Origin of the sequence: Edaphobacter sp. 12200R-103, assembly GCF_010093025.1 — a bacterium.
In the GTDB taxonomy this organism is placed as follows: Bacteria; Acidobacteriota; Terriglobia; order Terriglobales; family Acidobacteriaceae; genus Edaphobacter.
The window spans coordinates 3897098-3921145 of the sequence record NZ_CP048114.1 but is presented as its reverse complement, the minus strand read 5'-3'; the positions used below and the strand labels follow the sequence as shown (position 1 = coordinate 3921145).

At 54.6% G+C, this 24048-nt stretch carries 21 protein-coding genes; 12 read left to right on the top strand and 9 right to left on the bottom strand.

Annotated features, from left to right (window positions below; genetic code table 11):
- Positions 1 to 494: 494 nt before the first annotated feature.
- The 6 genes from GWR55_RS16315 to GWR55_RS16290 all read right to left on the bottom strand — a co-directional run bounded on the left by GWR55_RS16315 (position 495) and on the right by GWR55_RS16290 (position 5159).
- Positions 495 to 1712 carry a hypothetical protein gene (locus GWR55_RS16315; RefSeq protein ID WP_162403210.1) on the bottom strand — a complete coding sequence of 406 codons (1218 nt, stop codon included), beginning with the start codon at positions 1710 to 1712 and terminating at the stop codon, positions 495 to 497.
- A complete protein-coding gene (locus GWR55_RS16310; RefSeq protein ID WP_202925522.1) occupies positions 1709 to 2851 on the bottom strand; it encodes a hypothetical protein in 1143 nt (380 codons plus the stop codon). The genes GWR55_RS16315 and GWR55_RS16310 overlap by 4 nt, the downstream gene beginning before the upstream one ends.
- Before the next feature lie 153 nt (positions 2852 to 3004).
- A complete protein-coding gene (locus GWR55_RS16305) occupies positions 3005 to 3436 on the bottom strand; it encodes a hypothetical protein (protein WP_162403209.1) in 432 nt (143 codons plus the stop codon).
- Positions 3437 to 3448: 12 nt separating this feature from the next.
- A complete protein-coding gene (locus tag GWR55_RS19615) occupies positions 3449 to 3688 on the bottom strand; it encodes an FAD-dependent oxidoreductase (RefSeq protein WP_370521436.1) in 240 nt (79 codons plus the stop codon).
- Entirely contained in the window at positions 3627 to 4316 is a 690-nt protein-coding gene (locus tag GWR55_RS16295) for an NAD(P)/FAD-dependent oxidoreductase (protein ID WP_162403208.1), read from the bottom strand. The genes GWR55_RS19615 and GWR55_RS16295 overlap by 62 nt, the downstream gene beginning before the upstream one ends.
- 120 nt (positions 4317 to 4436) lie before the next feature.
- Complete coding sequence (locus GWR55_RS16290; protein WP_162403207.1) at positions 4437 to 5159, bottom strand: M24 family metallopeptidase; 723 nt, start codon at positions 5157 to 5159, stop codon at positions 4437 to 4439.
- A 50-nt stretch (positions 5160 to 5209) separates the two neighbouring features.
- Here GWR55_RS16290 and GWR55_RS16285 point away from each other — a divergent pair, with 50 nt between their 5' ends.
- The gene (locus tag GWR55_RS16285) at positions 5210 to 6295 is read left to right on the top strand and encodes a thioredoxin family protein (protein WP_162403206.1); all 1086 of its coding nucleotides are present in this window, start codon (positions 5210 to 5212) and stop codon (positions 6293 to 6295) included.
- Positions 6296 to 6346: 51 nt separating this feature from the next.
- Positions 6347 to 6847 (top strand): GAF domain-containing protein, encoded by a 501-nt coding sequence (locus GWR55_RS16280; RefSeq protein ID WP_162403205.1) that lies wholly within the window; start codon positions 6347 to 6349, stop codon positions 6845 to 6847.
- On the opposite strand, the gene GWR55_RS16275 is transcribed toward GWR55_RS16280, so the two are convergent.
- Positions 6817 to 7065: a CHY zinc finger protein gene (locus GWR55_RS16275; protein ID WP_238398468.1), complete on the bottom strand. Its 249-nt coding sequence runs from the start codon at positions 7063 to 7065 to the stop codon at positions 6817 to 6819. The genes GWR55_RS16280 and GWR55_RS16275 overlap by 31 nt on opposite strands.
- Before the next feature lie 270 nt (positions 7066 to 7335).
- Here GWR55_RS16275 and GWR55_RS16270 point away from each other — a divergent pair, with 270 nt between their 5' ends.
- The 5 genes from GWR55_RS16270 (at position 7336) to GWR55_RS16250 (ending at position 14721) form a co-directional block, all read left to right on the top strand.
- Positions 7336 to 7914, top strand: a complete 579-nt coding sequence (locus tag GWR55_RS16270) for a MarR family winged helix-turn-helix transcriptional regulator (RefSeq protein ID WP_162403203.1) — start codon at positions 7336 to 7338, stop codon at positions 7912 to 7914.
- Positions 7911 to 9716, top strand: coding sequence for a chloride channel protein (locus GWR55_RS16265; protein WP_162403202.1), 1806 nt, complete (start codon positions 7911 to 7913; stop codon positions 9714 to 9716). Before GWR55_RS16270 ends, GWR55_RS16265 begins: the two co-directional genes overlap by 4 nt.
- A gap of 68 nt (positions 9717 to 9784) precedes the next feature.
- Positions 9785 to 11611, top strand: coding sequence for a chloride channel protein (locus GWR55_RS16260; RefSeq protein ID WP_162403201.1), 1827 nt, complete (start codon positions 9785 to 9787; stop codon positions 11609 to 11611).
- A gap of 205 nt (positions 11612 to 11816) precedes the next feature.
- The gene (locus GWR55_RS16255; protein ID WP_162403200.1) at positions 11817 to 12974 is read left to right on the top strand and encodes a lipopolysaccharide assembly protein LapB; all 1158 of its coding nucleotides are present in this window, start codon (positions 11817 to 11819) and stop codon (positions 12972 to 12974) included.
- Positions 12975 to 13017: 43 nt separating this feature from the next.
- On the top strand, positions 13018 to 14721 hold the full coding sequence (locus GWR55_RS16250; RefSeq protein WP_238398467.1) for a chloride channel protein: 1704 nt from the start codon (positions 13018 to 13020) through the stop codon (positions 14719 to 14721).
- Between the two features lie 69 nt (positions 14722 to 14790).
- Here the strand turns inward: GWR55_RS16250 and GWR55_RS16245 are convergent, their stop codons facing one another.
- The gene (locus GWR55_RS16245) at positions 14791 to 17115 is read right to left on the bottom strand and encodes a GH92 family glycosyl hydrolase (protein WP_162403199.1); all 2325 of its coding nucleotides are present in this window, start codon (positions 17113 to 17115) and stop codon (positions 14791 to 14793) included.
- Between the two features lie 220 nt (positions 17116 to 17335).
- On the opposite strand from GWR55_RS16245, the gene GWR55_RS16240 reads away from it, so the two are divergent.
- Genes GWR55_RS16240 through GWR55_RS16220 form a run of 5 tightly spaced genes read left to right on the top strand, consistent with a single transcriptional unit; the run spans position 17336 to position 23213 of the window.
- The gene (locus GWR55_RS16240; RefSeq protein WP_162403198.1) at positions 17336 to 18604 is read left to right on the top strand and encodes an MFS transporter; all 1269 of its coding nucleotides are present in this window, start codon (positions 17336 to 17338) and stop codon (positions 18602 to 18604) included.
- A complete protein-coding gene (locus GWR55_RS16235) occupies positions 18605 to 20074 on the top strand; it encodes an FGGY-family carbohydrate kinase (protein ID WP_162403197.1) in 1470 nt (489 codons plus the stop codon).
- On the top strand, positions 20071 to 21534 hold the full coding sequence (locus tag GWR55_RS16230) for an FGGY-family carbohydrate kinase (protein WP_162403196.1): 1464 nt from the start codon (positions 20071 to 20073) through the stop codon (positions 21532 to 21534). Before GWR55_RS16235 ends, GWR55_RS16230 begins: the two co-directional genes overlap by 4 nt.
- Entirely contained in the window at positions 21531 to 22145 is a 615-nt protein-coding gene (locus GWR55_RS16225) for a histidine phosphatase family protein (protein ID WP_162403195.1), read from the top strand. Before GWR55_RS16230 ends, GWR55_RS16225 begins: the two co-directional genes overlap by 4 nt.
- An 18-nt stretch (positions 22146 to 22163) precedes the next feature.
- Positions 22164 to 23213 carry a 2-hydroxyacid dehydrogenase gene (locus GWR55_RS16220; protein ID WP_162403194.1) on the top strand — a complete coding sequence of 350 codons (1050 nt, stop codon included), beginning with the start codon at positions 22164 to 22166 and terminating at the stop codon, positions 23211 to 23213.
- Here GWR55_RS16220 and GWR55_RS16215 read toward each other — a convergent pair.
- A complete protein-coding gene (locus tag GWR55_RS16215) occupies positions 23206 to 23814 on the bottom strand; it encodes a glycerol-3-phosphate responsive antiterminator (protein ID WP_162403193.1) in 609 nt (202 codons plus the stop codon). The genes GWR55_RS16220 and GWR55_RS16215 overlap by 8 nt on opposite strands.
- Positions 23815 to 24048: the final 234 nt, after the last annotated feature.

Sequence of the window (24048 nt, the reverse complement as noted above, 5' to 3'; positions counted from 1 at the left end):
TTGCGTATTACGCAATATTCGTGAAGCCCAAAAAACCTACCACTGTGCTTTTTCTTATGTCAAGCAACATTGAAGGTGATACTTCAATCGTCTAAGAACGGTGCGGTGTTGATAGATTTCACTGCACGCAGATCGTCTCAAAGAAAGAGATCAATGGCGGCCACTTCGCGGTTCTGAGTGCAGCGGTGGAATCAGTCAATCATTCACCGCACTGTTATCGCTGTCTTCCCCAACGATGATCAATGGTGCACATGCACCAAAGCCATGTAGCCCCCGGGCACCATTTGCGGCCCCTGACAGATTCAACAACCCGTCTCCATTCCGGTGATGACCGATCTGAGATCGAGATATATGTGGTTTACGTTCTAGCTGGCGGGGAAACCTAATCAGATATTGCGGGATTCAAGTTATGGAACCAGAGGCGAACAGAAAGCTGCTCAAACCTTTTTGGAGGAATCATTTTTGCGGAATCGCACCGTCGGAATTCCGACGGCCTAAGTCAGTCTCTTGAGCAGCTCAGGTACCGTCACCTCGCGGTCTGACTGACTGTTGCGCGAGAACGCAGGCGAGATCACAAGAGCCTCATTGTGGTTTTCAAACCAGACTAGAAACGCCGCTTCATGTGCGCCCGTAAGTCTCATCAGATTGATCCATGTGTAATAGGAGGCCATATCGGCATCGATCAAGGCACCCTGTGGATCAAGCGTTATGGGCTGTGTATCTCCCGCCAATACCGCGTTCATCGAAGATTCCGTCATGCGCGGAGCGAATCGCGCAAGTACCGTTGAAGGCTGTGCTCGCCGCAGCAACTCCCGCACCGACCACTGCACGAACGTCGTGCTGAAGAACTGTGTTCCTGAGCCATCTGCCAGCACCGATATTTTGAAATGATTCATCACGCCATTTGCTCCCGCAGCATCCAGTCCGAAATCCGCAGGACCAAGCCTGGCCAGCCCGCTTCGACGAGCCTCACTTCCCTGCCCCTGAATCAATTGGCCACGCATAATAGTCGCCACACGAGCGCGGAGGGTGTCCATCTCTCCATAGGCGAGAACTTCAATGCCAGGCTCCACAAACCGTAAAGCCCTTCCCCCATCCACATACCAATGCGCAAAGGGAGCCGGATGATCCTGCGCTCTGGCTTGCACGTAATCCACCAAGCTCTGCAATCCACCCTGTGGATTTACCCTGCTGAAGTAAGTCCCCTGCGATCGCAGTTTGCGAAACAGCCTGTAATTATTCTTGTTGACTCCTTCGCCCAGGACAACCAGCACACGTCGCGGAATCGTTGGAGGCGGAGCCGGAACTGCAACGCGAACCCGATTCAGCAGCTCGATAGCAGCGGCACGAAAGGCGGATATCTGACCTGAAGCCCATAACTCTGCGGAAAGCTTCTCAGAAAAATCCAACGGCGAATTAATCCAGTCGATCCGTTCCATCTCCGGAGACAGCCGTAAAGCAGCAAACTGATTCATCGCATCCTGCAGTTGAATTTGCGAAAGACTACGCAGATAGATGAACTGTGCGTCAACTTCATTGCGCTCAGGAGGAAAGTGCCAGTCATAGGCGCTGATTTCTCTCAGCAGTAGAGGCACATAGCTCAACGGTAGTTGGCGGAGAAGATCGATCTCCCGCACCGCTACCTCACGTCCCAGAGGAGGATAGCTGGAGAAATACTCGGGTTTGAGCTGGGACGGCAGCATGGCAATCACAAACCATCGATAGGCCTGCCCTGCGCATAGCGAGGGGAAAAGCCTAAGTAACTTCCCAGTGTTGGCACAAGATCCACGGAGTGTAAGGGACGATCCACCACCACATTCTGCCGCACATCGGGACCTAGCGCCAGCATCCAAGTGGTCCGGGACCTAAGATCGCCGGTGCGGTGATGCTGAAATCCGTTTCCGCCAGCTTCCATATCCGAATCGCGTCCAAAATCGGGAAGAATATACATATTGGTCTTGCCCGCATACTCCGGCTCGGTTTGAATCGCCTTCCATATCTCCGCGCACAACCGGTCCGTTCGACGGATTCCATCGACGTACAGTGAAAAGGCCCCGGCATGGGCAATATCAATGTCATGAAGGGTGACCCAAAGCAGGCTGGGAGCAAACTGGTTCATCAGGCGGCGAACGACGAAAACCGAAAGCTCATCCGGGCTCTGCACATTGCGTGCTTTTACAAGAAAATCGCTGACGGATAGTTTCAACACATCTGCGATGCGTGCAAGCTCAGCGTCGCTGTTTGCCGTCTCTGGAGTATATAGAGGCGATTCGTAGTTATCGTGCAATAACGACTCGTAGTTACCTCGCGCACCCGCGGGCAGTGCCGCCGCCAGCAACCGCTTGGGGAGGACGACGTTTGCTCCAAATCCCGGCCCATATCCCTGGTGGTTACTTTCTCCAATTCGTTCAAAGCCGACGCTAGGAGCGACTACCCAGACATCGTTCAGAGGACGATTCAAATCCTTGCGATAATACTCAAAAACGGTGGGGTTTTGCGGAGGGGCAGCCACGAAATTATTGCCGGTTTCATAGGCTCCTGTCGCCAGGCTTGCATTTGCGACATAGTGGCCAAGGATACCGTGGTTCACTACCTGGCTGAAGAATGTCCCCTGCGGCAGCAATTCTGAAAGCAGATAGGGTATATTTTCCTGCCCGTCCGGCATGAAAGTTTCATCATCACGGGCACCTCCGCCAAAGGTGACGACTACCGCCTTTCTGGCCTTTGGAAGCTGAGCCGCCCTTAACGGAGAGCGCGAAAGTGCCGATAACAGACAGGCGCCAGTAGTAGCGCGCAGAAACTCTCTTCGATTGAAAGAGATTGCTCCCGAAACCTCTTGCTGCAAGTTCATAGTCTGGAACCGATTACTGATTCCCCGGGACCAATGGCATATCGTCGTTACTCGTTCGCGGAGTTCGTCGCTACCCTGGCTTCCGGGGAAGCTATTTTAGGCCTTCTGGTTCACAGAAGACCATGAAAACTATCGTGGAGATGGTGGACGTTGTCAAATTGCATCGTTTGCAGGTGCAGAGGCATTCTCCGGCAGGCGTCCAGTTCGATCAATGATCTGCGATGCGTGATCTCCGAGAAAGTAGACCCATGCCCACTCAATGACCGCTTCGAAACGGGCCCTTACCGAAGGGAGTAAACCTGCATGAATTCCCAGCCATGCAGCAAAGACAACCGGACCGGAGAGCTGGTGATGCGCCTTTCCCAACTCGGTAATAGCGGCGTTGCGGCCAACCATTGCCAGAATGCCTCGATCCTTATAGACGAATGGCTCAAGCTCCTGGCCTTCGATCATCCGCTTAATATTTCTTGCGCAGTGCTGGCCAGCCTGCTTTGCCACCGCGGCCAGTTGGGGATAGGCATTTCCCTGTGCGTCCATCGCGTTTGCAAGATCGCCAGCGATGAATACATTGGATAGTCCAATCATCGTCAGATCTGGCTAGACGCGAAGACGTCCGTTGGGCAGCGCCGCTTCAGGCGGAATTCCCCGTAAAAGATTGGCTCGAAGGCCGGCAGCCCAGATCACCGTATCGGATTCAATCTTCGAACCATCTGAGAGGTGGACGGAATTCTCAGTGATCTCCTTTACCGCTGTACCAAGATGGACTTCGACCCCCTTATCGCGTAGGGCGGAAACGGCATAAGCCTGAGAAGCTGCGCTGAAGCCCTTTAAAAGAATGGGATCGCTTTCGATCAGAGGCTTTCGCCATCTCGGGCCTGAGGTGGCGATATTCCCGGCCTACCACCCGGGTGATCATGTCGGCGATGGTGCCTGCCATTTCGACTCCTGTTGCGCCTCCGCCTACGACGACTATATTAAGTGGCTCCTGCGCTGGGGGCGCCACGTCGGCCTGTTCAAATCGGCTGTAAAGAACATCTTTCAGGGCTTCGGCATCACGAAGCGAGTAGAGAGGATGCGAGAACTTTTCCGCACCAGGCACAGAATAAAAGTTGACGTGTGATCCAGTGGATAGCACCAGGATGTCCCCGGCATATTCAGCACCCTCCGAAGTTGTAACGGAGCAATGGTAGAGATCAATGGCTTTGACCTCTACCATCTGTACATCGACATTCGGATAGTCTTTTACAAAGTCACGCGACGCAAAGGCGGCATTGCCGGGGGTAAGGTATCCTGCCGCTACCTGGTAGAGAAGAGGATGAAATTGCTGATAATTATTGCGGTCCAACAGCGTGATACTGAGATCGGGTTCGCTGGCGAGATCCAATGCGCACTGCAGGCCGGCAAAACCGCCACCTACAACAAGGACTTTCCTCTGCTTCAAATTGAACCCTGCATTACGAGGCATGTTGCACTCCTCTTACAAGGAAGAGAGTAATACTTCCCCAATCCGTCGACTAGCACCTGAAGTCAATAAGATTTCTCCGACTTCCAGCACTCATTGAATCGGCGACGAAAAGAAATTCCCTCAGCGTTGGCTGTCAATAGTCAGAAGTTCCTCGAAGAACCCCCCGATCTGACGCTTGCGATCTATAAAGTGAATCTCCAGGATCCAATGGCGCGGCCGTCCTTTGTCGTCAGTTGAGCGCATGCGGAGCTTGCTCCTGGGATGGACGTAAAGCGTTATCTTGTCCTCAGCAATCCGCTCATGAGGAAACTGCCCGATCAGATGTCCGGCAATCGGGCCGCCAAACTCCCAGCCATATTTCTCTGCAAGAGACACCGCATAAGCATAGAGTTCGTTTGCCCTAATCTCAGGGTTCGCTTTGAAGTAGCGTTTTCCTTCGACGAAAGCATTCTCTACGTCATTGCGCATCTTTAGCTTTGCGGGATCTGTCCCGATCACGAAAGTACGGCCAAAGTCTGCTTCGTATTCTTCGAAAACAGGGCCGAGATCAAGAAATAGAATGTCGTCTTCACCAATGGTGTGGTCCGGAGGATTGTCGGCATAAGGCAACAGCGTATTGGAGCCAGCACGGACGATCCGTTTATGCCAGTACGTAGAAATCCCATACATCTCTTTCGCTAAAAGATAGATCTCCTGATTAAGCTGGCTTTCAGGAACACCTGCGCGGATCAGCTTGCGCGCTTCTACCTCCTGAAAAAGCTGTTCTGCCTTGTCCTGGGCCATGCGAAGTTCTGTGACTCTTTGGTCTTCAAGAGCGTCTACTGTATGAGTCTCGTCCGCCATAACCGCACCTCACTACTAGTTATAGTGTCGGACAAAGGAGATTGAAACCGATGCCTGCCATTTCCCGGTTGAGACGAATAAATCTGTCTATTGCTGTTGCGATTGCGACGGTCTTCAGCTTTACGGCTGCAACCACTTGTCTGCTCGAAGCGCAGGAGCCGGCAAGCATCGTGGGAAGTCATCCCTTGTCCGGTCTGTCCGGCGCAACGGCGTGGATCAATTCTGCTCCTTTGACAGCGAAGCAACTTAAAGGAAAGGTCGTTCTCGTCGATTTCTGGGACTACTCCTGCATCAATTGCATTCGCGCATTCCCGTATATCCGCGCATGGGCGGAAAAATATAAAGACAGTGGCCTGGTGGTGATTGGGGTCCATACGCCGGAGTTCGATATCGAGAAGGAACGGGCAAATGTGCAGAAGGCCGTGAATAAGTACGGCATCACCTACCCTGTCGCGCTCGACAATAATTACGCGGTCTGGAATGCATTTCATAATCAGTTTTGGCCTGCCCATTACTTCATCGATGCCAAAGGCAAGGTGCGTTACGAACACTTTGGCGAGGGAGAATACGCTCAGTCAGAGCGGTGGATCCAGGATCTGCTGAAAGAAGCGAACGCAAAGCCAATGCCTGCCAGCACGGTCAACGTTCATGGCCAGGGCGCTCAGGCAGCAGCCGACATGAAGGATGTGCGCTCGCCGGAGACCTACATCGGCTACGCGCGAGCAGAACACTTCGTATCACCAGGCGGTATCAATCGGGAGGTAGACCATATCTACACGGTGCCCGGCCGTCTTGGGCTGAACGATTGGGGACTCGCAGGCAAGTGGCTCGATCACCGGCAGGTTGCCGTGCTCCAATCGGCTGGAGGAAAGATCGTCTTTCGCTTCCATGCGCGCGATCTGCATCTCGTGCTCGGCCCCACGGCGGACAGCAAGCCTGTCCGCTTTCGCATAACCATTGATGGGCAGGCTCCAGGAGAGAATCATGGGGTGGACACGGACCCGCAAGGTAATGGTGTCGTCACGGAACACCGACTCTATCAGTTGGTGAGACAGAAGGACGCGATCAAGGACCATACCTTTACCATTGAGTTTCTGGATGCGGGTGTCCAAGCTTTCTCGTTCACCTTTGGATGATGGGTTCAGAGAGCGAATTTTCTTAAGTCTTAGAAGGCGCAAAATAGAGATATGTCCGAGAGTTCGTTCTCCCAGATTCTTTCCGAAGCAGCGTCGTTTGCGGAATCCGCAGCCGATCTCGCCGCTCTGCAGAACTTCATCGTCGAGATCATTCCGCAACGATTGTCTTACTACAATTGGACCGGATTTTACATGCTCGATCCCGATGATCCGGAGACACTCGTTCTCGGGCCGTTTTGCGGGGCGCCCACCGAACACGTGCGTATCCCAGTGACTCAGGGAATCTGCGGCGCGGCGGTCGCACAGAACGATACCGTCATTGTCGACGATGTCAACTCCGATCCACGCTATCTGGCCTGTTCGCTTGAAACACGATCGGAGATCGTTGCCCCCATTCGAGCGCACGGCACAGTGGTGGGCGAGATTGACATCGACAGCCACGACCTGGCGGCATTCTCCGCTCATGATCGGGAGTTTGTGGAGAAATGTGCAGCGATCGTTGGCAGCTTTATCGAGCGAGATCAGACTGGATCGCCATTCACCTCAAAGTAAAAGTGATAGTGGTTTCTGCAGCCCGGATTGAATCTAGCCGTACAACCTGGGCACTGATAGTTGCTATGCATATATTCGCGAATCGTCAACTCCAGCCCGCACGCTCCGCACAGGACGACTGGGGTGTCCCATCCTGAGCGCGGCCAGACTTTAATCTCATGCCCTGCTAATGCATCGTGGCAATCTTTGCAGGCATAGTAGACTCCGCAACATGCCATTTTGATGGCGATGATGTCGAGTCCGGAACGGTAATGGATGCACCGAGTCTCCGCGTCCAGCGCTATCCCTAAAACTTCTGGCCTAAGCTCTTTCACTGATTTATGAGAACACAGTAGAAGCTCATCTCAGTAGTACCGATATGGGAAGAGCTAACTGGCTATTCTTCTAACGGTGTGCTCCTCTCCTCGATGTCCGCAAAGGGGCAATTCCAGTAATCAAAAAGCACTTTGCCGATTAGGCCCTTAGAACGGTAAAAAAAGCGGGAAACCATGGAACAGCTCAGCTCCCCGACTCGAATTTTGCTTTGCAAAAACCTCGCATTACGATATAGTATAGATGTGCGGGAGAAACCAAAGGTCGTCAACGACTCGGATGAGTATGAATTTCACCATGTACTTTCTGAGTTGGCGTCGTTCCGCTATCTCCTCCGTAAATTTCTACGATTCAGTGAGAGCGCGGCGCGTGAGGTAGAGATCACGCCGCAACAGCATCAGCTCATGCTGGGCATCGCCGGGTTTACCGGCAGTGGCAAGGCCACCGTGTCTGAGCTGGCAGAGTTCCTCCAAGAGCGGCATCACTCCGTAGTAGGCCTGATCGACCGGGCTGTTCTGAGCGGCCTGGTTCGTCGCGAAGGCGACCCATCCGATCGTCGTGTTGTTGTCGTCTCCCTCACGTCACGCGGCCGCGGCATCTTGAGAAAGCTGTCTGTCAAGCATCGTGACGAACTGAATCGATTACGCGAAGAGCTGTTCGGACCCGCAACGAAAAGCAAGCTGAAATCGATCTCTGAATCATCGATAGCGCATACACCTGATAAGGAAAGTCATCGTACCGCAAGTCATTTATGAAAGAACAACAAGGCTGGAGAGGCTTTTTCCGGCATCCATTACTGCGCAAATACGCTCCCCTGGTCCATGAGGACCTTACCGCTGTTTATGCTCGCGATCTTCAAAAATGGCTCGTCATCGCACCCATTATTGGAGTAACCACCGGACTTGCCATTACGGCAATTGCGGTCATCATTCTCGATAAGATGTGGCCCCCCGTCCTTCGCTACTACTTTGCACATCATTGGGCCATCGTTCCAGGGCTTGTTCTGGCCTGTTTGCTGGCGGGCCTCATCATGCAGTTCTTCACGCCCGATCCTGATGAGCACTCGACTGAAGAAGTCATCTGTTCTTACCACGAGCATCAGGGCCACATGAATCTGCGTCCTTTTGTGCCGAAGATTCTTGCTGCCATCGCAACAGTTGGACTCGGAGGCAGTGCGGCTCTCGAAGGCCCGAGCATCTATGGCGGAGGCGCGATCGGCTCGTGGATCTGGGCGCGGTTTCGATCCCTGCGCAGCTTCCATCTTGATGCCCGAGACCGGCGTATCATGCTCATCTGTGGTGCTGCAGCAGGCATGTCGGCAGTCTTTCGCGCTCCGCTCACCGGCATCGTCTTTGCGCTTGAAATGCCCTACAAGGACGATCTTGCGCATGAAGCTCTCCTGCCGTCTCTCATCGCCTCCGTTGTCTCCTTCATGACCTTGAGCTCTTTTCTTGGCAGCGAACCGCTCTTCGATTTCGTAACTGCCACCGGCTTCACTCGCAAAGACCTGGTCTGGAGTGCGCTGCTTGGACTTTTGATCGGACTGGTGGCAATGGCGTTCGTCATCACCTTCCGTCGCTTTCGTTCCTTCTGCGTCGGCCTTGCATGGCCTCATTGGGTCAAGATGTCTGTCGGCGGCCTTCTCACAGGCCTGTGCGGGCTTCTGTTTCTGCAGTTCTATAACAACGGCCTGCTGCCCCTGGGTCCGAACTACGAGGCCGTGGACATCATCCTTTCCGGCCACCATAGCAGCCTGGAGCTGGTGACCTTCGGCATCTTCAAGCTTGCAGCCACTGCCTTCACGCTGGGTGTAGGCGGCGTCAGCGCCATGTTCGTGCCCCTCTTCCTTTCCGGAGGCTCCTTCGGCCTGGCCTTCTCGCAATCACTCGTTCACAGCGCAACGCCTGCACTCTATGCGGCGGTAGGCATGGCCTGCTTCATCTCCGCAGGCTATAAGACTCCGCTTGCAGCGGTCGTCTTCGTTGCAGAGGCAACGGGCGGACACGCTTTCATCATCCCTGCACTTATCGGGTCGGCAGTTGCCTACGCGGTATCCGGCGATGCCTCGGCATCCGGCGATCAACGTCTGCACGAAGCTGTGCGCGTTGCCGAACTGCAGGATCTTCCGGTCAGCCAGATCATGCAGACGGAGATGATCGCGACCTCCGGGGCACTCACCCTCCGGGAGTTCACGGCCATGCTTTCGCCGCATACACGGCATGAGATATTCCCGGTCATGGATAACGGCAAAATTGTCGGCACCTGCAGCCTCTGGTCGCTCAGCCAGGTTCCTCCGGAAAAGTGGGGTACAACTCATGTGCGAGACATCATGCAGCGTCGAGTTCAAAAGGTTCTTCCGGACACAAATGCGACGGAGGCGCTTCGGTTGTTGCTCGAGCAAGACAGCGAACCTATGCTCCTGGCGGTTCAGACCAGGGACAAAGTAGTTGGAGTCGTAACGAAGACAAACATATTGCAGGCATTGCAGCTGCGCAGAGACAGTATGGCGAAGGCGGCGGAGAGCTCACTCGTCTCTTTCGGCGGTGAGGTCTTCTGATACTACGTTGATCTTTCACCTATATCTGTCTCAGTGATTGCTTCTTTGCAGGCAAAGAGGGAATCTCTATGGCGGATGGTCCGGTTTCAAATGCAGCAACGCTGAATTCGGGAGACTTTACCAAACACCAGTTCGGCGTTGCTCTCGAGCCGCAGGTTATCAAAATATGCTGCATTGCGGTCGTGGTAGGTATCGTTGGCGGATTTGTCGCCCAGGGCCTGCTGGAGCTTATTTACTTTTTCACCAATCTGATCTTTTATGGCAAGGTTTCCTTTGCCGTTTCGGATCCAGCCAACAATCATCTTGGCCTGTGGGTTATCCTCATTCCGCCGATCGGCGGCTTGATCGTAGGTCTTCTCATCTACTTTCTCGAACCCACCCTCAAGGGCCACGGCATACCAGAAGCTATGGAGGCTGTGCTCTTCGGCCATAGCCGGATGCGTCTTCGCGTGGCCATCCTGAAACCTCTGGCAACTGCCTTCGCAATCGGCACAGGCGGTCCCTTCGGCGCGGAAGGTCCTATCATTCAGACCGGTGGCGCTATCGGCTCTCTTCTGGGGCAGGCCCTGGGACTCACACCTTATTACCGCCGCGTCCTGCTGGCCTGTGGCGCGGCCGCCGGAATGGCTGCTACATTCACGGCTCCCCTAGCCGGCATCCTTGTTGCCGTCGAATTGTTGCTTTTTGAGCTGCGCGCGCGTTCTTTCATCCCCGTAGCGCTGGCTTCCGCAGCGGCCACTGGCGTACGAATCTACTTCGCCGGATGGAGCCCGCTGTTTCCAACACCCGCATTCAAGCTCACAGGCATGAGCGAGTTGTGGCTCTTCGCCCTAATGGGAATCCTGATGGGACTCGTCGGTCTGTGCATGATTCGCACCCTTGACTGGCTCGAGGATTTCTTCGACGAGCTTCCCTTCAAGCACGCGGCCATCTGGTCGCCAGCGATAGGAGCACTCGCCCTCGGTATCATTGGATACTTCGTCCCGCAGGTCTTCGGCACCAGCTATGGCACCATACGCCAGATGCTCAACGATCACCTCAGCGTTGCTACCCTTATCAGCATTGCTGTAGCGAAATTCTGGGCACTCGTCATCTCTCTTGGCTCGGGAACGACGGGAGGCGTCTTCGCACCGTCCCTTGTTGTCGGCGGAGGGCTTGGCGCGGCCTATGCCACTGCCTGCCAGCATTTCTTTCCGCGGCTCGTAAGCGATCCCGCCTTCTATTCTCTTGTGGCCATGGCGGCCGTCTTTGGAGGCATTGCGCGCGCGCCGTTCACCAGCATCGTCTTCCTCTTCGAACTCAGCCACAATCCCAACTCTCTGCTCCCGCTGATTGTCTCGGTTATGATCGCCGATGGATTCGTCCGTCTCTGCAGCCGCGATTCCATCATGACCATTAAGCTCGTCAAACGCGGGCTCATTATCAGCCAGGACTATTCCGTTCCCGTACTGATGCGCGCCAGCATTGAGCAGGTGATGAAGAGAGAGTTCAACGTTGTTCGCAGTGATGACACATTGCAGTCTGTCCTCGAAAAATACAAGCCAACCGGGACAGGATTTACTCCCGTCGTCAACGCGGATGAAACGCTGTTCGGCATTGTGGAAGCGCGAGACCTCATGCGCATCGAGCCTCCGGATCATCACTTCACCATGCGAGAACTCGCACGTCAGGATTACGTGCTCGCCTATCCTGGCGAATCCGTCGATCAGGTGCATCGCTCCATGATGCTGAAAGATGTCGAAAACGTGGTCGTCGTTCAATCCAGGCAGACGATGAATGTGGTTGGAGTCGTTCGCGCCAACGACATTTTGCAGCTTCGCCGATGGCTGCTCGAAGAAGAGACTGGAGATCTACGCCGCACTCCGCTCGGTACCTCTCCACCCAGTCTCGAATAGCGGATTATCGGTCCTGTCATCGTTCCTTCGTCCGTGAGAAGTGCGTCACGCTCCTGGAGTAATCGGTGCGAAAACCGCTCCATGCGATGGAATCCGAGTCCTTCCTCTTGCACGCGCTGCAGATACAGTGCCAAGACGCTAAACTAGGAAGGCCCGTCTTCTCCCTGCGAGTTCAGACCGTCTAAGTGTTTGTTTTGAATAGCCGATGGTAACCAACTCCAATAAATTGACCACAAAACGCCAACTGATCGTACGCGACTCCATCACTTTTTTCAGTCTGACTGCAATCACCGTTGTGCTGTTCGTGGTGACTCTGTTTTTATTCCGTTCTTTCCAGGAACACCGCGCAGATCTCGCAAAACGCTGGTCGGACCGCGGCATGGCCGCCTTGCTGGCCAACAAACCTGATCAGGCGATTACCTGCTACCGCACCGCCCTGTCCTATGCACCGGGAAGGCGGAGTTATGAGTTGATGCTGGCGGAGGCCCTCGCACAGGCGAACAGAGTCGAGGAGGCCTATAACTACTTCATAGGATTGCGAGAGGAGCGTCCAGGAGAGGGATCCATCAATCTACAACTCGCTCGTCTAGCCGCAAAAAAACATAATGTGCAAGGTGCGATCAACTTCTATCGTGCTTCTATCTATGGGGATTGGGAAGGTGATGGAGCGAAACGGCGGCGTGAGGTTCGGCTCGAGCTGGCTCGCTATCTTATTGAAAAAAAAGAGCTCGGCCCGGCCAAAACAGAACTGTTGGTCGCCGCAGGAAATGCTCCGGATGATCCGGAATTTGACGTAATGATCGGCAACCTGTTGGAACAGGCCGCCGCCCCTTCCGAAGCGATGATTTTTTTTCAAAAGGCGCTCGCACTCCAGCCTGACAATCAGACAGCACTGACTGAAGCCGGCGGGCTTGCGTACCGGCACGGCGACTACACGACGGCCGCGACTTTACTCGCGCGCGCAATACGCCAGCATCCCGAAGATGAAGAGAACGCCGCATTGTTGACGAAGGCTCGCCGCATTCTACAGCTCATACCCAGCGAAACGTTGCCAGAGAAAGAACGGGTAGCGCGTATCCTCGCCGATAGAGCAATTGCAAAGGCGCGCTGGGATACATGTACAACGCAGGTTGATCGATCGCAGGATCTTCTGCAGTCTTTAGCCGCTCGCTGGCTCGGTCCCGATGCCACAACGAGCCGCGCTGCACTTCTCAACGATTCCGATAAACAGAAAGCTGCATTGCAGTTGATCTACGACACCGAGATCGAGACCAGCCGGCATTGTGCAGCAGTACCCACCGGAGATGATGCTCTGCTACTTCTGCTGGCAGAGTCGTCCACAGCGAAAGGGGGCAGACATTAGCGCAACCTCACAGCAGCCAGGGCCATCCATCGCTCAGGAGTCGGTGTCTTCCATTCCCGGACGCGAAGAGCGAATCTTTCTCCTGCTCTCCATCTTTATTGGCATCATCTCCGGTCTCTTGGTCGTGTCTTTCCGCATGGCGATCGACTGGCTTAATGTACTGTTGCTTGGTTCTTTACCAGGGCCTCGGCAGACAAGACTATTGATCGTGCCGACCGTCGTCGGACTTATCGTTGCACTGTTGACCCGCTTCGTCTTTCCGAATGTACAGGGCAGCGGCATTAATCAGACCAAGGCTGCGATGTATATCCACAACGGATACATATCGTTTCGCACTGTGTGCGGCAAATTTCTCCTCTCTGCGCTGGCAATCGGCGGCGGCCATTCGCTCGGACCGGAAGACCCTTCGTTACAGATCGGCGCCGGTGTGGCTTCACTCATCGGCAGAAGGCTCAAGCTCTCCAAGGCGCGCCTGCGCATCTTCGCTCCGGTAGGCGCGGCGGCGGGCCTTGCTGCGGCGTTCAACGCTCCTATCTCGGCAATCCTCTTCGTTATCGAAGAGGTGATCGGGCAGTGGAGCGCAGGCATACTGGGCTCAATCGTCCTGGCGACGATTTCGAGCGTGGTTGTCGCGCGCTGGTTTTGGGGAGCGGAACCCATGTTCCGCGTACCGGCAGTCAATCTACGCGACCCACGCGAATTGCTGGCTTATGCAGTGTTGGGGATCTTTGGGGGAATTGCCTCGCTCGCTTTCTCAAAGCTTCTGGAATATCTTCGTCCCAGGTTGAAGAGCGCAAAGCCTTCTCTGCGGATGCTCCAGCCTGCAGCAGCAGGATTTCTTGTAGGCTGCATCGGCTATTTCGGCCTACCTCAGGTGATGGGAGCCGGCTACGATGTCATCGACCAGGCGATGCACGCACAGTTTGCATGGAAGATGCTGCTGATACTCGCCATCTTCAAAATTATCGCGACAACCTTGTCCTTTTCTAGCGGAACACCCGGTGGCATGTTTGCTCCTACATTGTTTATCGGAGCGATGCTGGGAGCCTCCGTCGGCTCCTTTGAGAAGCTCTTCTTTCCCCACCTCACAGGTTCTGTTGGATCGTATGCCCTCGTAGGTATGGGAGTTCTCTTTGCCGCCTTTTTGAGAGCGCCGTTCACCTCCGTCTTTATGGTGCTCGAGGTCAGCGGAAATTATTCCATTGTCATTCCGGTCATTCTTGCAAATACGATCGCTTATCTGATCTCACGGTCCCTTCTCCCGGTCCCTATCTTCGAGGTCCTGACCCACGAGGATGGTCTCTACCTGCCTTCCATGGAAGAGCAACGCGAAGAGCGCGATCTGCATCTGGAAGATGCTTTGCAACCGATCGTGGCCCCCATCCTCCCGGGAGCAGAACCTATATCCAAAGCAATGGATTCGTTAGCGAAATACGGCAAGATTCACGATTCATCCCCGGTCTTGATTCATTGCCGCGATGGCCTGTGGTACACCGCTACGAAACAGGAGCTGGATACGCTGGCAGTCGAAACATTCGCCGACCAGGTCACCTTCAATACGGTTCGCCTCGAGGAGAAGCTCGGGCCGGAGCGAACTCCTATACTCTTTCCGGATCTGCCGCTGTCAAGCGCGCTTCCATATTTTCAGCGTTGGCCAATGCTGCCTGTGACCAACCGAGCTGTTCGTGGATCCCTCGAAGGAGTTGTTTCACTTGAAAGCATCCTTAAGCGCTATCAACAAAACTGATAGCGCTGCCGCTCCCGCTATTTCTCCGGCGATGCTCTTCTCAGACTTTGAAACGGCCTCTCCCCGAACTCAATTCGGCTGTTGAGAACTCATCGATGGTGGAGCATCCTCTGGACGGCTGCCCCACTGCACATTCGGCTTGTCTCCCATCTCCAGTTCCAACAAGCCTCCATTTACGATCTCCGAGTGCCGGAACCACGGCCGGTTCAGCGGCTTCCCGTTCAAACGTGCCGATTGAATATACTTGTTCTGGGCCGAGGCGCCATTTGCAAGCACGGTGAACTCCTTGCCATTGCCCAGCCGCACGGTGCTCTTTGTGAAGATCGGACTCCCGATCTCATACACCGGACTACCTGGACAGACCGGATAAAATCCGATCGCGCTCAGCACATACCATGACGAGGTTTCGCCGCCGTCGTCGTCTCCAGGAATTCCCAACGGCCCATCCCCGTACCAGACATCCAGCAACTGCCGCACATGCTTCTGCGTCTTCCAAGGCTGTCCAACAAAGTCGTATAGGTAGGGAATGTGGAAGCTGGGTTCGTTCCCCTGCGCATACAACCCCACCAGTCCCGTCGAATCTGGAAACTGCCCAAGGTACGCATACTTCGATGTCCCATACTGCTCTACAAACAGCCGGTCCAGCCTCTTCGCAAACGCCTCGCGTCCACCCATCAGCCGTACCAGCCCCGCAACATCGTGCTGCACATGGAACGTGTACAGCCACGAGTTCACCTCTGTGAAGTAATCGCGCCCTCCCTGCCCTCCTCCAAGCTTCGGATCGAAGTGCTCCACCCACTTGCCATCTGCGCTGCGCGGAGCCATGAAGCCAATCTCAGGGTTGAAGACGTTTTCATAGTTATGCGCGAGTTTGGTGAAATACGCCGCATCCTCAGTCTTGCCCAATGCCTTGGCCAGCTGTGCGACGCACCACGCGTCATAGGCGTTCTCCAGAGTTACGGATACGGCCTGTCGCCTCTCTTCCGTAACCTCCGGCACGCTCTCCTTCTCGCCATACGCCAGCGCCGGAAAGAATCCCTTCTCGAAGTACACCTTGTCCAGGCTGGTCAGCGGTCCCCTTCGCCACGGAAGCATCGTAGCCTCCGTCTCATTCTTCCGCATCGCCTCATACGCCAGGTTCACATCGAAGTCCCGATATCCCTTCTCGTACATATCGGCGATCAGCGCCGCCGCATGGTGACCGATCATGACCGCACGCTCTCCGGCAACCGACGGAAACGATGGCATCCATCCGCTTTGCTGGTACATCCTTAGGTACGATCGCACCATATCCTGCTGCCGCACCGGATCCAGAAGCAGTTGTAGCGGATGCAGCGAGCGGTACGTGTCCCACAACCCATCATCGACATAGAAGTGATGCCGCTGCGCATCGTGCACTGCGTGATCGTAGCCACTGAAGTAGCGGTGGCCTTCCGTAATATCCGTCATTCTCCCCATCGACCGCCACAGCGCCGTGTAGAAGATGGCACGTTCCTTCTCCGTCCCTCCCACCGTCTGAATACCATCCAGCGCCTGGTTCCACTTCTCGCGCGCGGCAGCCTTCATTCCGTTAAAGGTGCGGCCCTTCGCATCCTCCTCCAGATTTCGTTTCGCCTGCTCTACGCTGATATACGATATGCCGACCCGAACCTCCACCTGCTCGCCCTGCTTCTCTGCAGCATCGGTTACAAACCCGATGCCATCGCCGCTTTGTTTCGCATCATGCGAAAAGGTGTCGCCCTTCCACGTCTGCCAGTTTGCGACGGGGCGCGAAAACTCCGCGTAGAAATACTCTCGCGTCTCTCCTCCTGTGCCTGAGGTGCTGGCAATATTGTCGCGAACCCGCTCGCTCCCCTGCACCACACGATCACCTGCAACCGCAATCTCAGCGTGATCCTGCAGGCTCAGCGCGACATGCGCATGCGTCGCCGCCGGAAACGTAAACCGGTAGTACGCGCTCTTCTCCCCTGCCGTCAGTTCCGCCTTTGCATTCCATGTATCGAGGTTCACGGCATAGTAATAAGGAGTCGCGGTCTCAAAATCATGATCAAACTCCGATGCATAGCCCTTCACATGGGTGTCCGCCGGCCCAGTCGATATCATCAGCGTCGCCAGCCCCGCAGGAAATCCGTAGATTTTGTCCGCAAGATAGCGATCCTTGATGCCCGGCGTCGTGATCGGAGCCAATCGCGCCATCCCATAGGGATACTGCACATAGGGAATCGTCGCTGTGAGCAGCTGCCCGATGCCACCAATGTTGGGCCTGACATAATCCAAGGCTTCCGTCGCGGTCTTCGCCTCTGCCGCATGCATCTGCCCTTCACTAATCCCTACAATTACGCCTGCGATGCACATCACTATCCACTTTTTCTGCATCGCGATCTTTTTCATCATGGTCTTGCATCTCCTTCTCGACGCTTCAGGATAAATTGCGCGCTCAAAAGTCTTCCTGCTCTGATAGCACCGGTACGCGTATTGACAGTCCACACCATTTTCCTGCATTATCCAGATCGTCAGCGGCAGAGAATCGAAAGCCGCCCCACACTCATGAGTTGTCATGGGGATGGGGCGGCTTTTTACGCTCACAAGAGAAAACGGCTGATTTGCGGGGTCTATGGTTTCACTCAGAGAGAACTCGGCAGCAGATACTCCATCAGGCCTCGATACGATCGGCATACCTCATGTATTGAGGTGGGGATTTGTAGGTCTGCTGCTGTTCATGATCGGTGACGGCGTCGAATCCGGATTCCTGACCCCTTATCTTGTGAGCCGCGGCCTTTCTATCGATGGAGCCGCCGCAATTTCTTCTTTTTACGGAGCGATGGCTGCACTTGCCGGATGGCTCTCCGGCTCTCTCTCCGATGTATGGGGGCCTCGGCGCGTCATCAAAGTCGGCCTCTTGTTGTGGCTCTTCTTTCAGACGCTTTTTCTGACGCTCGGATTACGGCACGCGTCCTATCCAGCTATCCTGACCACCTATGGCCTCCGCGGTCTCGGTTATCCGCTCTTTGCCTTTGGATTTCTTGTATGGATCACGGTTGCCGCCCCCAAGCAAAGGCTAGCCTCTGCCATGGGCTGGTTCTGGTTTGCATTTACCGGCGGACTCCCTACGCTGGGATCACAGGTTGCACGACTTTCAATCCCCCGGATCGGCCAATACGGGACGTTATGGCTTGCGACGCTGCTCGCCCTCGCAGGAGGAGTGGTTCTGCTCATCGGGGTCCGTGAACCGCAAGGTGCTTCCCGCCTCGTCTCTGAAAATGAAAAACCTTTTCGAGCGCTCCTGCACTCTGTCACCCTCGCGTGGCGAAAACCAAAGACCGGAATTGCATGCATTGTCCGCGTCATCAATACCGCACCCGAGTTTGGATTCTTCATTATTCTCCCTGCATTTTTTCAGGACCGGATCGGCTTGACCCAGGCGCAATTTCTCACACTGCTCAGTGCGATCTTCCTTTCTAATATTGTGTGGAACCTGCTCTTCGGCCTTATCGGTGATCGGATGGGTTGGCGTCAAACCGTAGCCATCTGCGGTGGACTGGGATGTACTGTTACCACACTCGCACTTTATTATGTGCCGCTGGCTACTGGAAGTTACGGTCTCAGCATTGTGGTAGGTATGCTGTATGGGGCTACCCTGGCCGGCTACGTACCCCTCTCCGCGCTCGCTCCCATGCTTGCTCCTGAGAATCGCGGCGAGGCACTTTCTCTGCTTAGTCTCGGGGCAGGCGGCGCCATGCTCGTGGGACCGGGCCTGGTGCGCATCTTCTATCACACTGTTGGAATTGGCGGTCTGATGTGGATCTTTGCAGGACTGTACCTGTTGAGCAGCCTGATGGCATGGACCCTCACAATTCCTGACGAAAGAACAGTGGAGATTTAAATGGCCTGGATCGCAATTGATGCGGGAACAACAGTGATTAAAGCAATTGCCTTCAGCGATACAGGCAAGGAACTCGCACTCGCACGTGCCAGCACAGAACTGTTGCGGCCTCATAAGGATTACTCAGAGCAGAACCCACTGGACGTCTGGCGCTCTGTCGTATCGGTCGTTCGCCAGGTCGTTGAGCGATGTGCGGAGCCGATCACCGGCATCGTATCCACAGCACAGGGAGATGGCTGCTGGCTCGTCGATTCTCATGGCAATCCAGTTCGAAACGCTATTCTTTGGAATGACGGGCGCGCGCATAAAATTATCGAGCGCTGGCACAAAGAAGGCATCATCGATCATGCTTTCGGCATCTCCGGATCGGCATCGTATGCCGGATTGCCGAATGCGATTCTCAGCTGGCTCTCCCAACATGAACCGCAGACGCTTGTGCAGGCACGCTGGGTGCTCACTTGCAACGGATGGCTTTTTTCCCGCATGACCGGTCGTTCTATCGCCGACCTTTCCGACGCTTCTAATCCTTTTTGCGATGTAAAAAAGCGATGCTACTCCGATGAGCTGCTTAAGCTATTTGGGCTGGAACGATATATGGAGAAGCTGCCCCCAATCTCGCAGGCGGATGATCTCATCGCGACGCTCACCCCCACTGCAGCTCAGCAGATGGGTATCCCTATAGGTACACCTGTGCTGATGGCCCCCTATGACATCGTCACAACTGCCATTGGATGTGGCGTAAACACTTCCACACAGGCTTGTGTCATTCTCGGCACTACCATCTGCACGGAGACGATTCTTCCAACTATCGATCTCGACCAGTCTGCCTCTGGAACTACTATTGCCTTGGAAGACGGGCAGTTTCTCCGTGCCATGCCCACGCTCACTGGCTGTGAGGCACTACGCTGGGGATCCAAACTTCTCGCGAACGATGATCAACAACAACTTCAGCGGTTCGCGCAATCAGCGTGTATCTCGAAAGAAAACCCTTTCTTTCTTCCTTACCTGTCGTCCGCCGGAGAACGAGCCCCCTTTCTTGAACCAAAGGCTAGTGGCAGCTTTCATAACCTGTCGTTTCATAGCTCGCCATCGCAAATCTGTCACGCCCTGTACGAAGGCCTCACGTTCGTCATCCGCGAATGTCTCGAGCGCACTTCCGATTCCACCCTGCAAGACGTTCGTGTCTCCGGAGGCGGAGCGAACAGCGATCTCTGGTGCCAGATGATTGCAGATGTCATCGGGGTGAATGTGATTCGGCCTGGAAGCGCGGAGCACGGCGCACGAGGAGCTTTTCTATGGGCTCGTACAGCAACATCTCAGACGGACAGTAGCCTCCACCTCGAGACAGAGGCCAGCACATTTACGCCTCGAGCGCATGAAAATGACACCTTTACGACACGCTATAAAACATGGCTTTCATTGCGCGATTCCGCATCCTCGCAGTGGCGCGTGCTTCGAGGTGACCGATGAAGGATTCGGTCTATCTTGGCATCGACCTGGGGACACAAAGCGTCAAGGTGATGGCAGTTACGGAAGATGGCTGGGTGGTTGCAGCCGCGTCAGCGCCACTCACCAGTTCAAGAGAAAACAATCGTCACGAACAAAATGCAGAAGAATGGTGGCGTGCAGTCTGTATCGGTTGCAAGCAGGTAACAACACAGCTTGCCAGAGTACCCATTTTAGGCATTGCCGTCGATGCGACGTCGGGAACCATTGTCGTTACGGATTCTCAACTCCGCCCCAGTGGACCCGCCTTGATGTATGACGATGGCAGGGCGGTGGTGGAAGCCAAAGACGTCAACCATATCGGAAACGATGTCTGGCAACGGATGAGCTATCGGATGCAGCCCTCCTGGGCTCTGCCTAAAATCGTGTGGCTTTCAAACCACGGTTTGATTCATTCCGGCAATCGCATCCTTCATCAAAATGACTTCATCAACGCTCGTCTGGCCGGAACAATGCTCGCGACAGACACCAGTCATGCCCTGAAAACTGGATACGATCAGCTGAGTGATCGATGGCCCGAAGACGTACTGCAATCCCTGAAAATCGATCCGGCTGTCCTGCCAGAGGTTGTCCGTCCCGGCGTTCGCATCGGAGAAACTGGACATCACGCAACTGAAGAGACTGGCATTCCCGCTGGAACTCCCATCTACTCAGGCATGACCGATGGCTGTGCCTCACAGATCGCCTCTGGTGCTGTTGCTCTGGGCAGCTGGAATTCTGTCATCGGCACTACGCTTGTATTGAAGGGAGTGACACCACGTCTTTTGTGCGACCCGCATGGCGTCATCTATTCACATCGCTCTCCAGATGGAATGTGGCTTCCTGGTGGAGCATCCAGCGTAGGCGCAGGGATCATAGCGAAGGAATTTAAAAGCGAAGACCTTCCAAAGCTGAACCTTTCTGCCAAAACCTCGCCTCCCTCCTGTGTCGTCATGTATCCACTGAGCGGTCTTGGAGAACGCTTTCCCTTTGCGAACCCCGACGCAACTGGGTTCACGCTCGGAGTGATCGATTCGGAAGACACCAGATATCGCGCGATTCTCGAAGGTATAGCCTGCACGGAGAGGCTCTGCGTCGATGTCATGGCCGTCAACGGGGTTCCGAAGAATGGCGATTTCTTCATCTCCGGCGGCGCGACGAAAAGCGACGCTTTCAATCAAATCCGCGCAGACGTTCTTTGTCGTCCTCTGATTGTTCCCGCTATTGCAGAAGCCGCATTTGGCATGGCTGTACTCGCCGCATCGTCCGCAGACACTCTGGACCGTGTCGCAAAGCGCATGGTGCATATCGAAACAATCATCGAACCAACGGGACAATCATCAATGTACTTCGAACAGTATCGAAGGTTCGTCAGCGAACTTGAAAAAAGAGGATGGATTGATAGTTCAATCGCATCCGCTACTCTCCAGGGTGCAACTCTATGAGCCACCTCTTTCTTGCTCGTCATGGAGAAACAATCTGGCATGCCGAGAACCGGTACGCCGGCCAAACCGATATTGCTCTCACAGACAAAGGGAAACAGCAGGCGGTTCGTCTTGCACAATGGGCTACAAAAGCCGATATTCAAGCTGTCTGGTCTTCCCCGTTATCCCGTGCTATCGAAACAGCGACACCCGCTGCCGATGCTCTAGGCCTTCCGCTACAGATTGAAGATCGACTTGTGGAGTTGGACTTCGGACGAGGAGAAGGCCTTACGGTCTCTGAGATGGAAGCTGCAATGCCTGAAGCGCTCGCAGCCTTTCGCCTAGATCCAGTCCATCATCACTTTCCCGATGGCGAAGACCCCGTTGCGGCTGCAAAACGAGGCCTGACTGCACTGCGTTCCATCGCAGCCGCAACGCCTCCAGACGGGCAGGCTCTTGTCGTGGCTCACAGCACACTTCTCCGTCTGATTCTCTGCCAGGCGCTTGATATCCCTCTGTCACGCTATCGGCATGTATTTCCCGTATTCCACAACTGCACCGTCACTGAAGTAGAAATAAAAGATCCTGTCATCAGCCTTTTATCTTTCAATGCGCCCTTGTTACTTCCCTGAGAAGGAGATCAATCATCAATGACACAAGAAAAGCTCCTCGTTATTGGAGACCACTTTATCTCTCCCCGACTCATGCGCGCTTCGCTTGGGGCGTTGGTTAATCGGTTTGAGATCGTCGAAGCATCAACTCCTTTTCCAATTGAGCCGTTCCGCAATATCGCTGAGGTTCGCGAAGCCTCCGGCTCTGAAGAGCAGATGATCGATGCGCTTCAGGGAGTCTCGATCTGCATCGCACATCATGCTCCTCTAACGCAGCGCGTGATGGAACGAGCAAAAGGCCTCAAACTCTTTATTGTGTGCCGTGGTGGCCCAGTCAATGTAAACATTCACGCCGCCACAGAGTACGGCATCGCCATTGCCTATACGCCCGCACGCAATGCTGCAGCAACCGCCGAACATACCATTGCGCTGCTGCTCAGTGCGCTTCGCTTCATCCCACAGACTGACGCCGCCATCCGTCGCGGCCAGTGGAAGGGAGACTACACCTGGGATACAGCTGGTTTTGAACTAGAAACTGCAACCGTGGGACTCATAGGCTACGGCGCAATCGGCAACATCGTAGCCCGCATCCTGAATGGATTTGGCGCAACCGTCCTCTGCTATGACCCGTACGCTCAAATCGGCGACGGAGACCCCGTGGTACAGGTAAACCACCTTGATGAGTTGCTGGAACGTTCGAATGTTGTCTCTCTCCACGCGCGCGAAACTGCAGAAACCCGCAATATTCTCGGCGCAGCTCAGATTGCTAAACTCCGGCCCGGAGCAGTGGTGGTGAACTGCGCTCGTGGAACACTTATGGACTATGATGCCGTTGAACAGGCTCTTCGTTCCGGCCATCTGTTCGCAGCCGCGGCAGACGTCTTTCCTGAAGAACCGCTTCCATCCGGCTCACCCCTTCTACAACTTCCCAACTTCATCATGACGCCCCATATCGCCGGGGGCACAAAGCAGGCCGCAATCAAGGCCACACGGATTGCTGCAGAAGAGCTGCAAAGCTACCTCCAGAACGGAACGTTGCGCTACTGCGCAAATCCTGAGGTCCTTGCGCACCGGAACATCATCAAATAAGCCATAGACGCTGATCGCTTACAGAGACAGCATCAATTCCCGCAGCCAGAAGATCTTCGATCTCTCTAACGGTTTCGATCAATCCACCACCGATAATTCGCAATCCCGGATGATCTTTCAATAAGCGTCGTGAAACCTTGGGTGCTGCCATTGCAGGCAGCACCTCAACAGCATCCGGAAGAAACTGCGACAATGATCGCACTGTAGCAGCCACCGCCGCTGTATCAAGGCTAAAAGTTCGCTGGATCGTAATCAGCCCGAAGGACCGCGCCGCCTTTAGAATCTCGAAACGTGTTGAAACAATTCCCGCGACATCGTGACTCGCCAGAAATTCGACCGCAAACTTATCGCGCGCAAGGCCGTCAAGAAAGTCAATATTCACCAAGCACTGTTTCCCTCTCTCCGCTGCCCGTCGAAGCATCGCGGGTAAAGAAAGAGGATTACCGGTTAGCAGATACACTGCCCGTGGAGGGCTCTCTAACGCAACTTCAAAGGCGCTGGGATCATTAACCGCTGCAATAATCGGCGCTTCGATCAGGGTCTTGCCTGCCAGTGGATGTATCTCGTGCTTATCCTGGCGAAGAATTCCTTTGCTTGCCATGCGTCCTCCCATCGCGGTACGTAACCGGGGCTTATACAAGGATAAATGTGGACTTTGAATAACTGGCTTTCGTCATATCATCTGATGGCATGCTCTCGATCGAGATCCTCAGCTTCGGACGGATGTATGCGCCGGCGAATTACCGTAATACTCGCATGCTGCTATCGCAATTTGTTAGAGAGCGCGCCTGCACTTATCTTCGCCCTCGGAAAACTGTTCTAATGTCTCTGATGA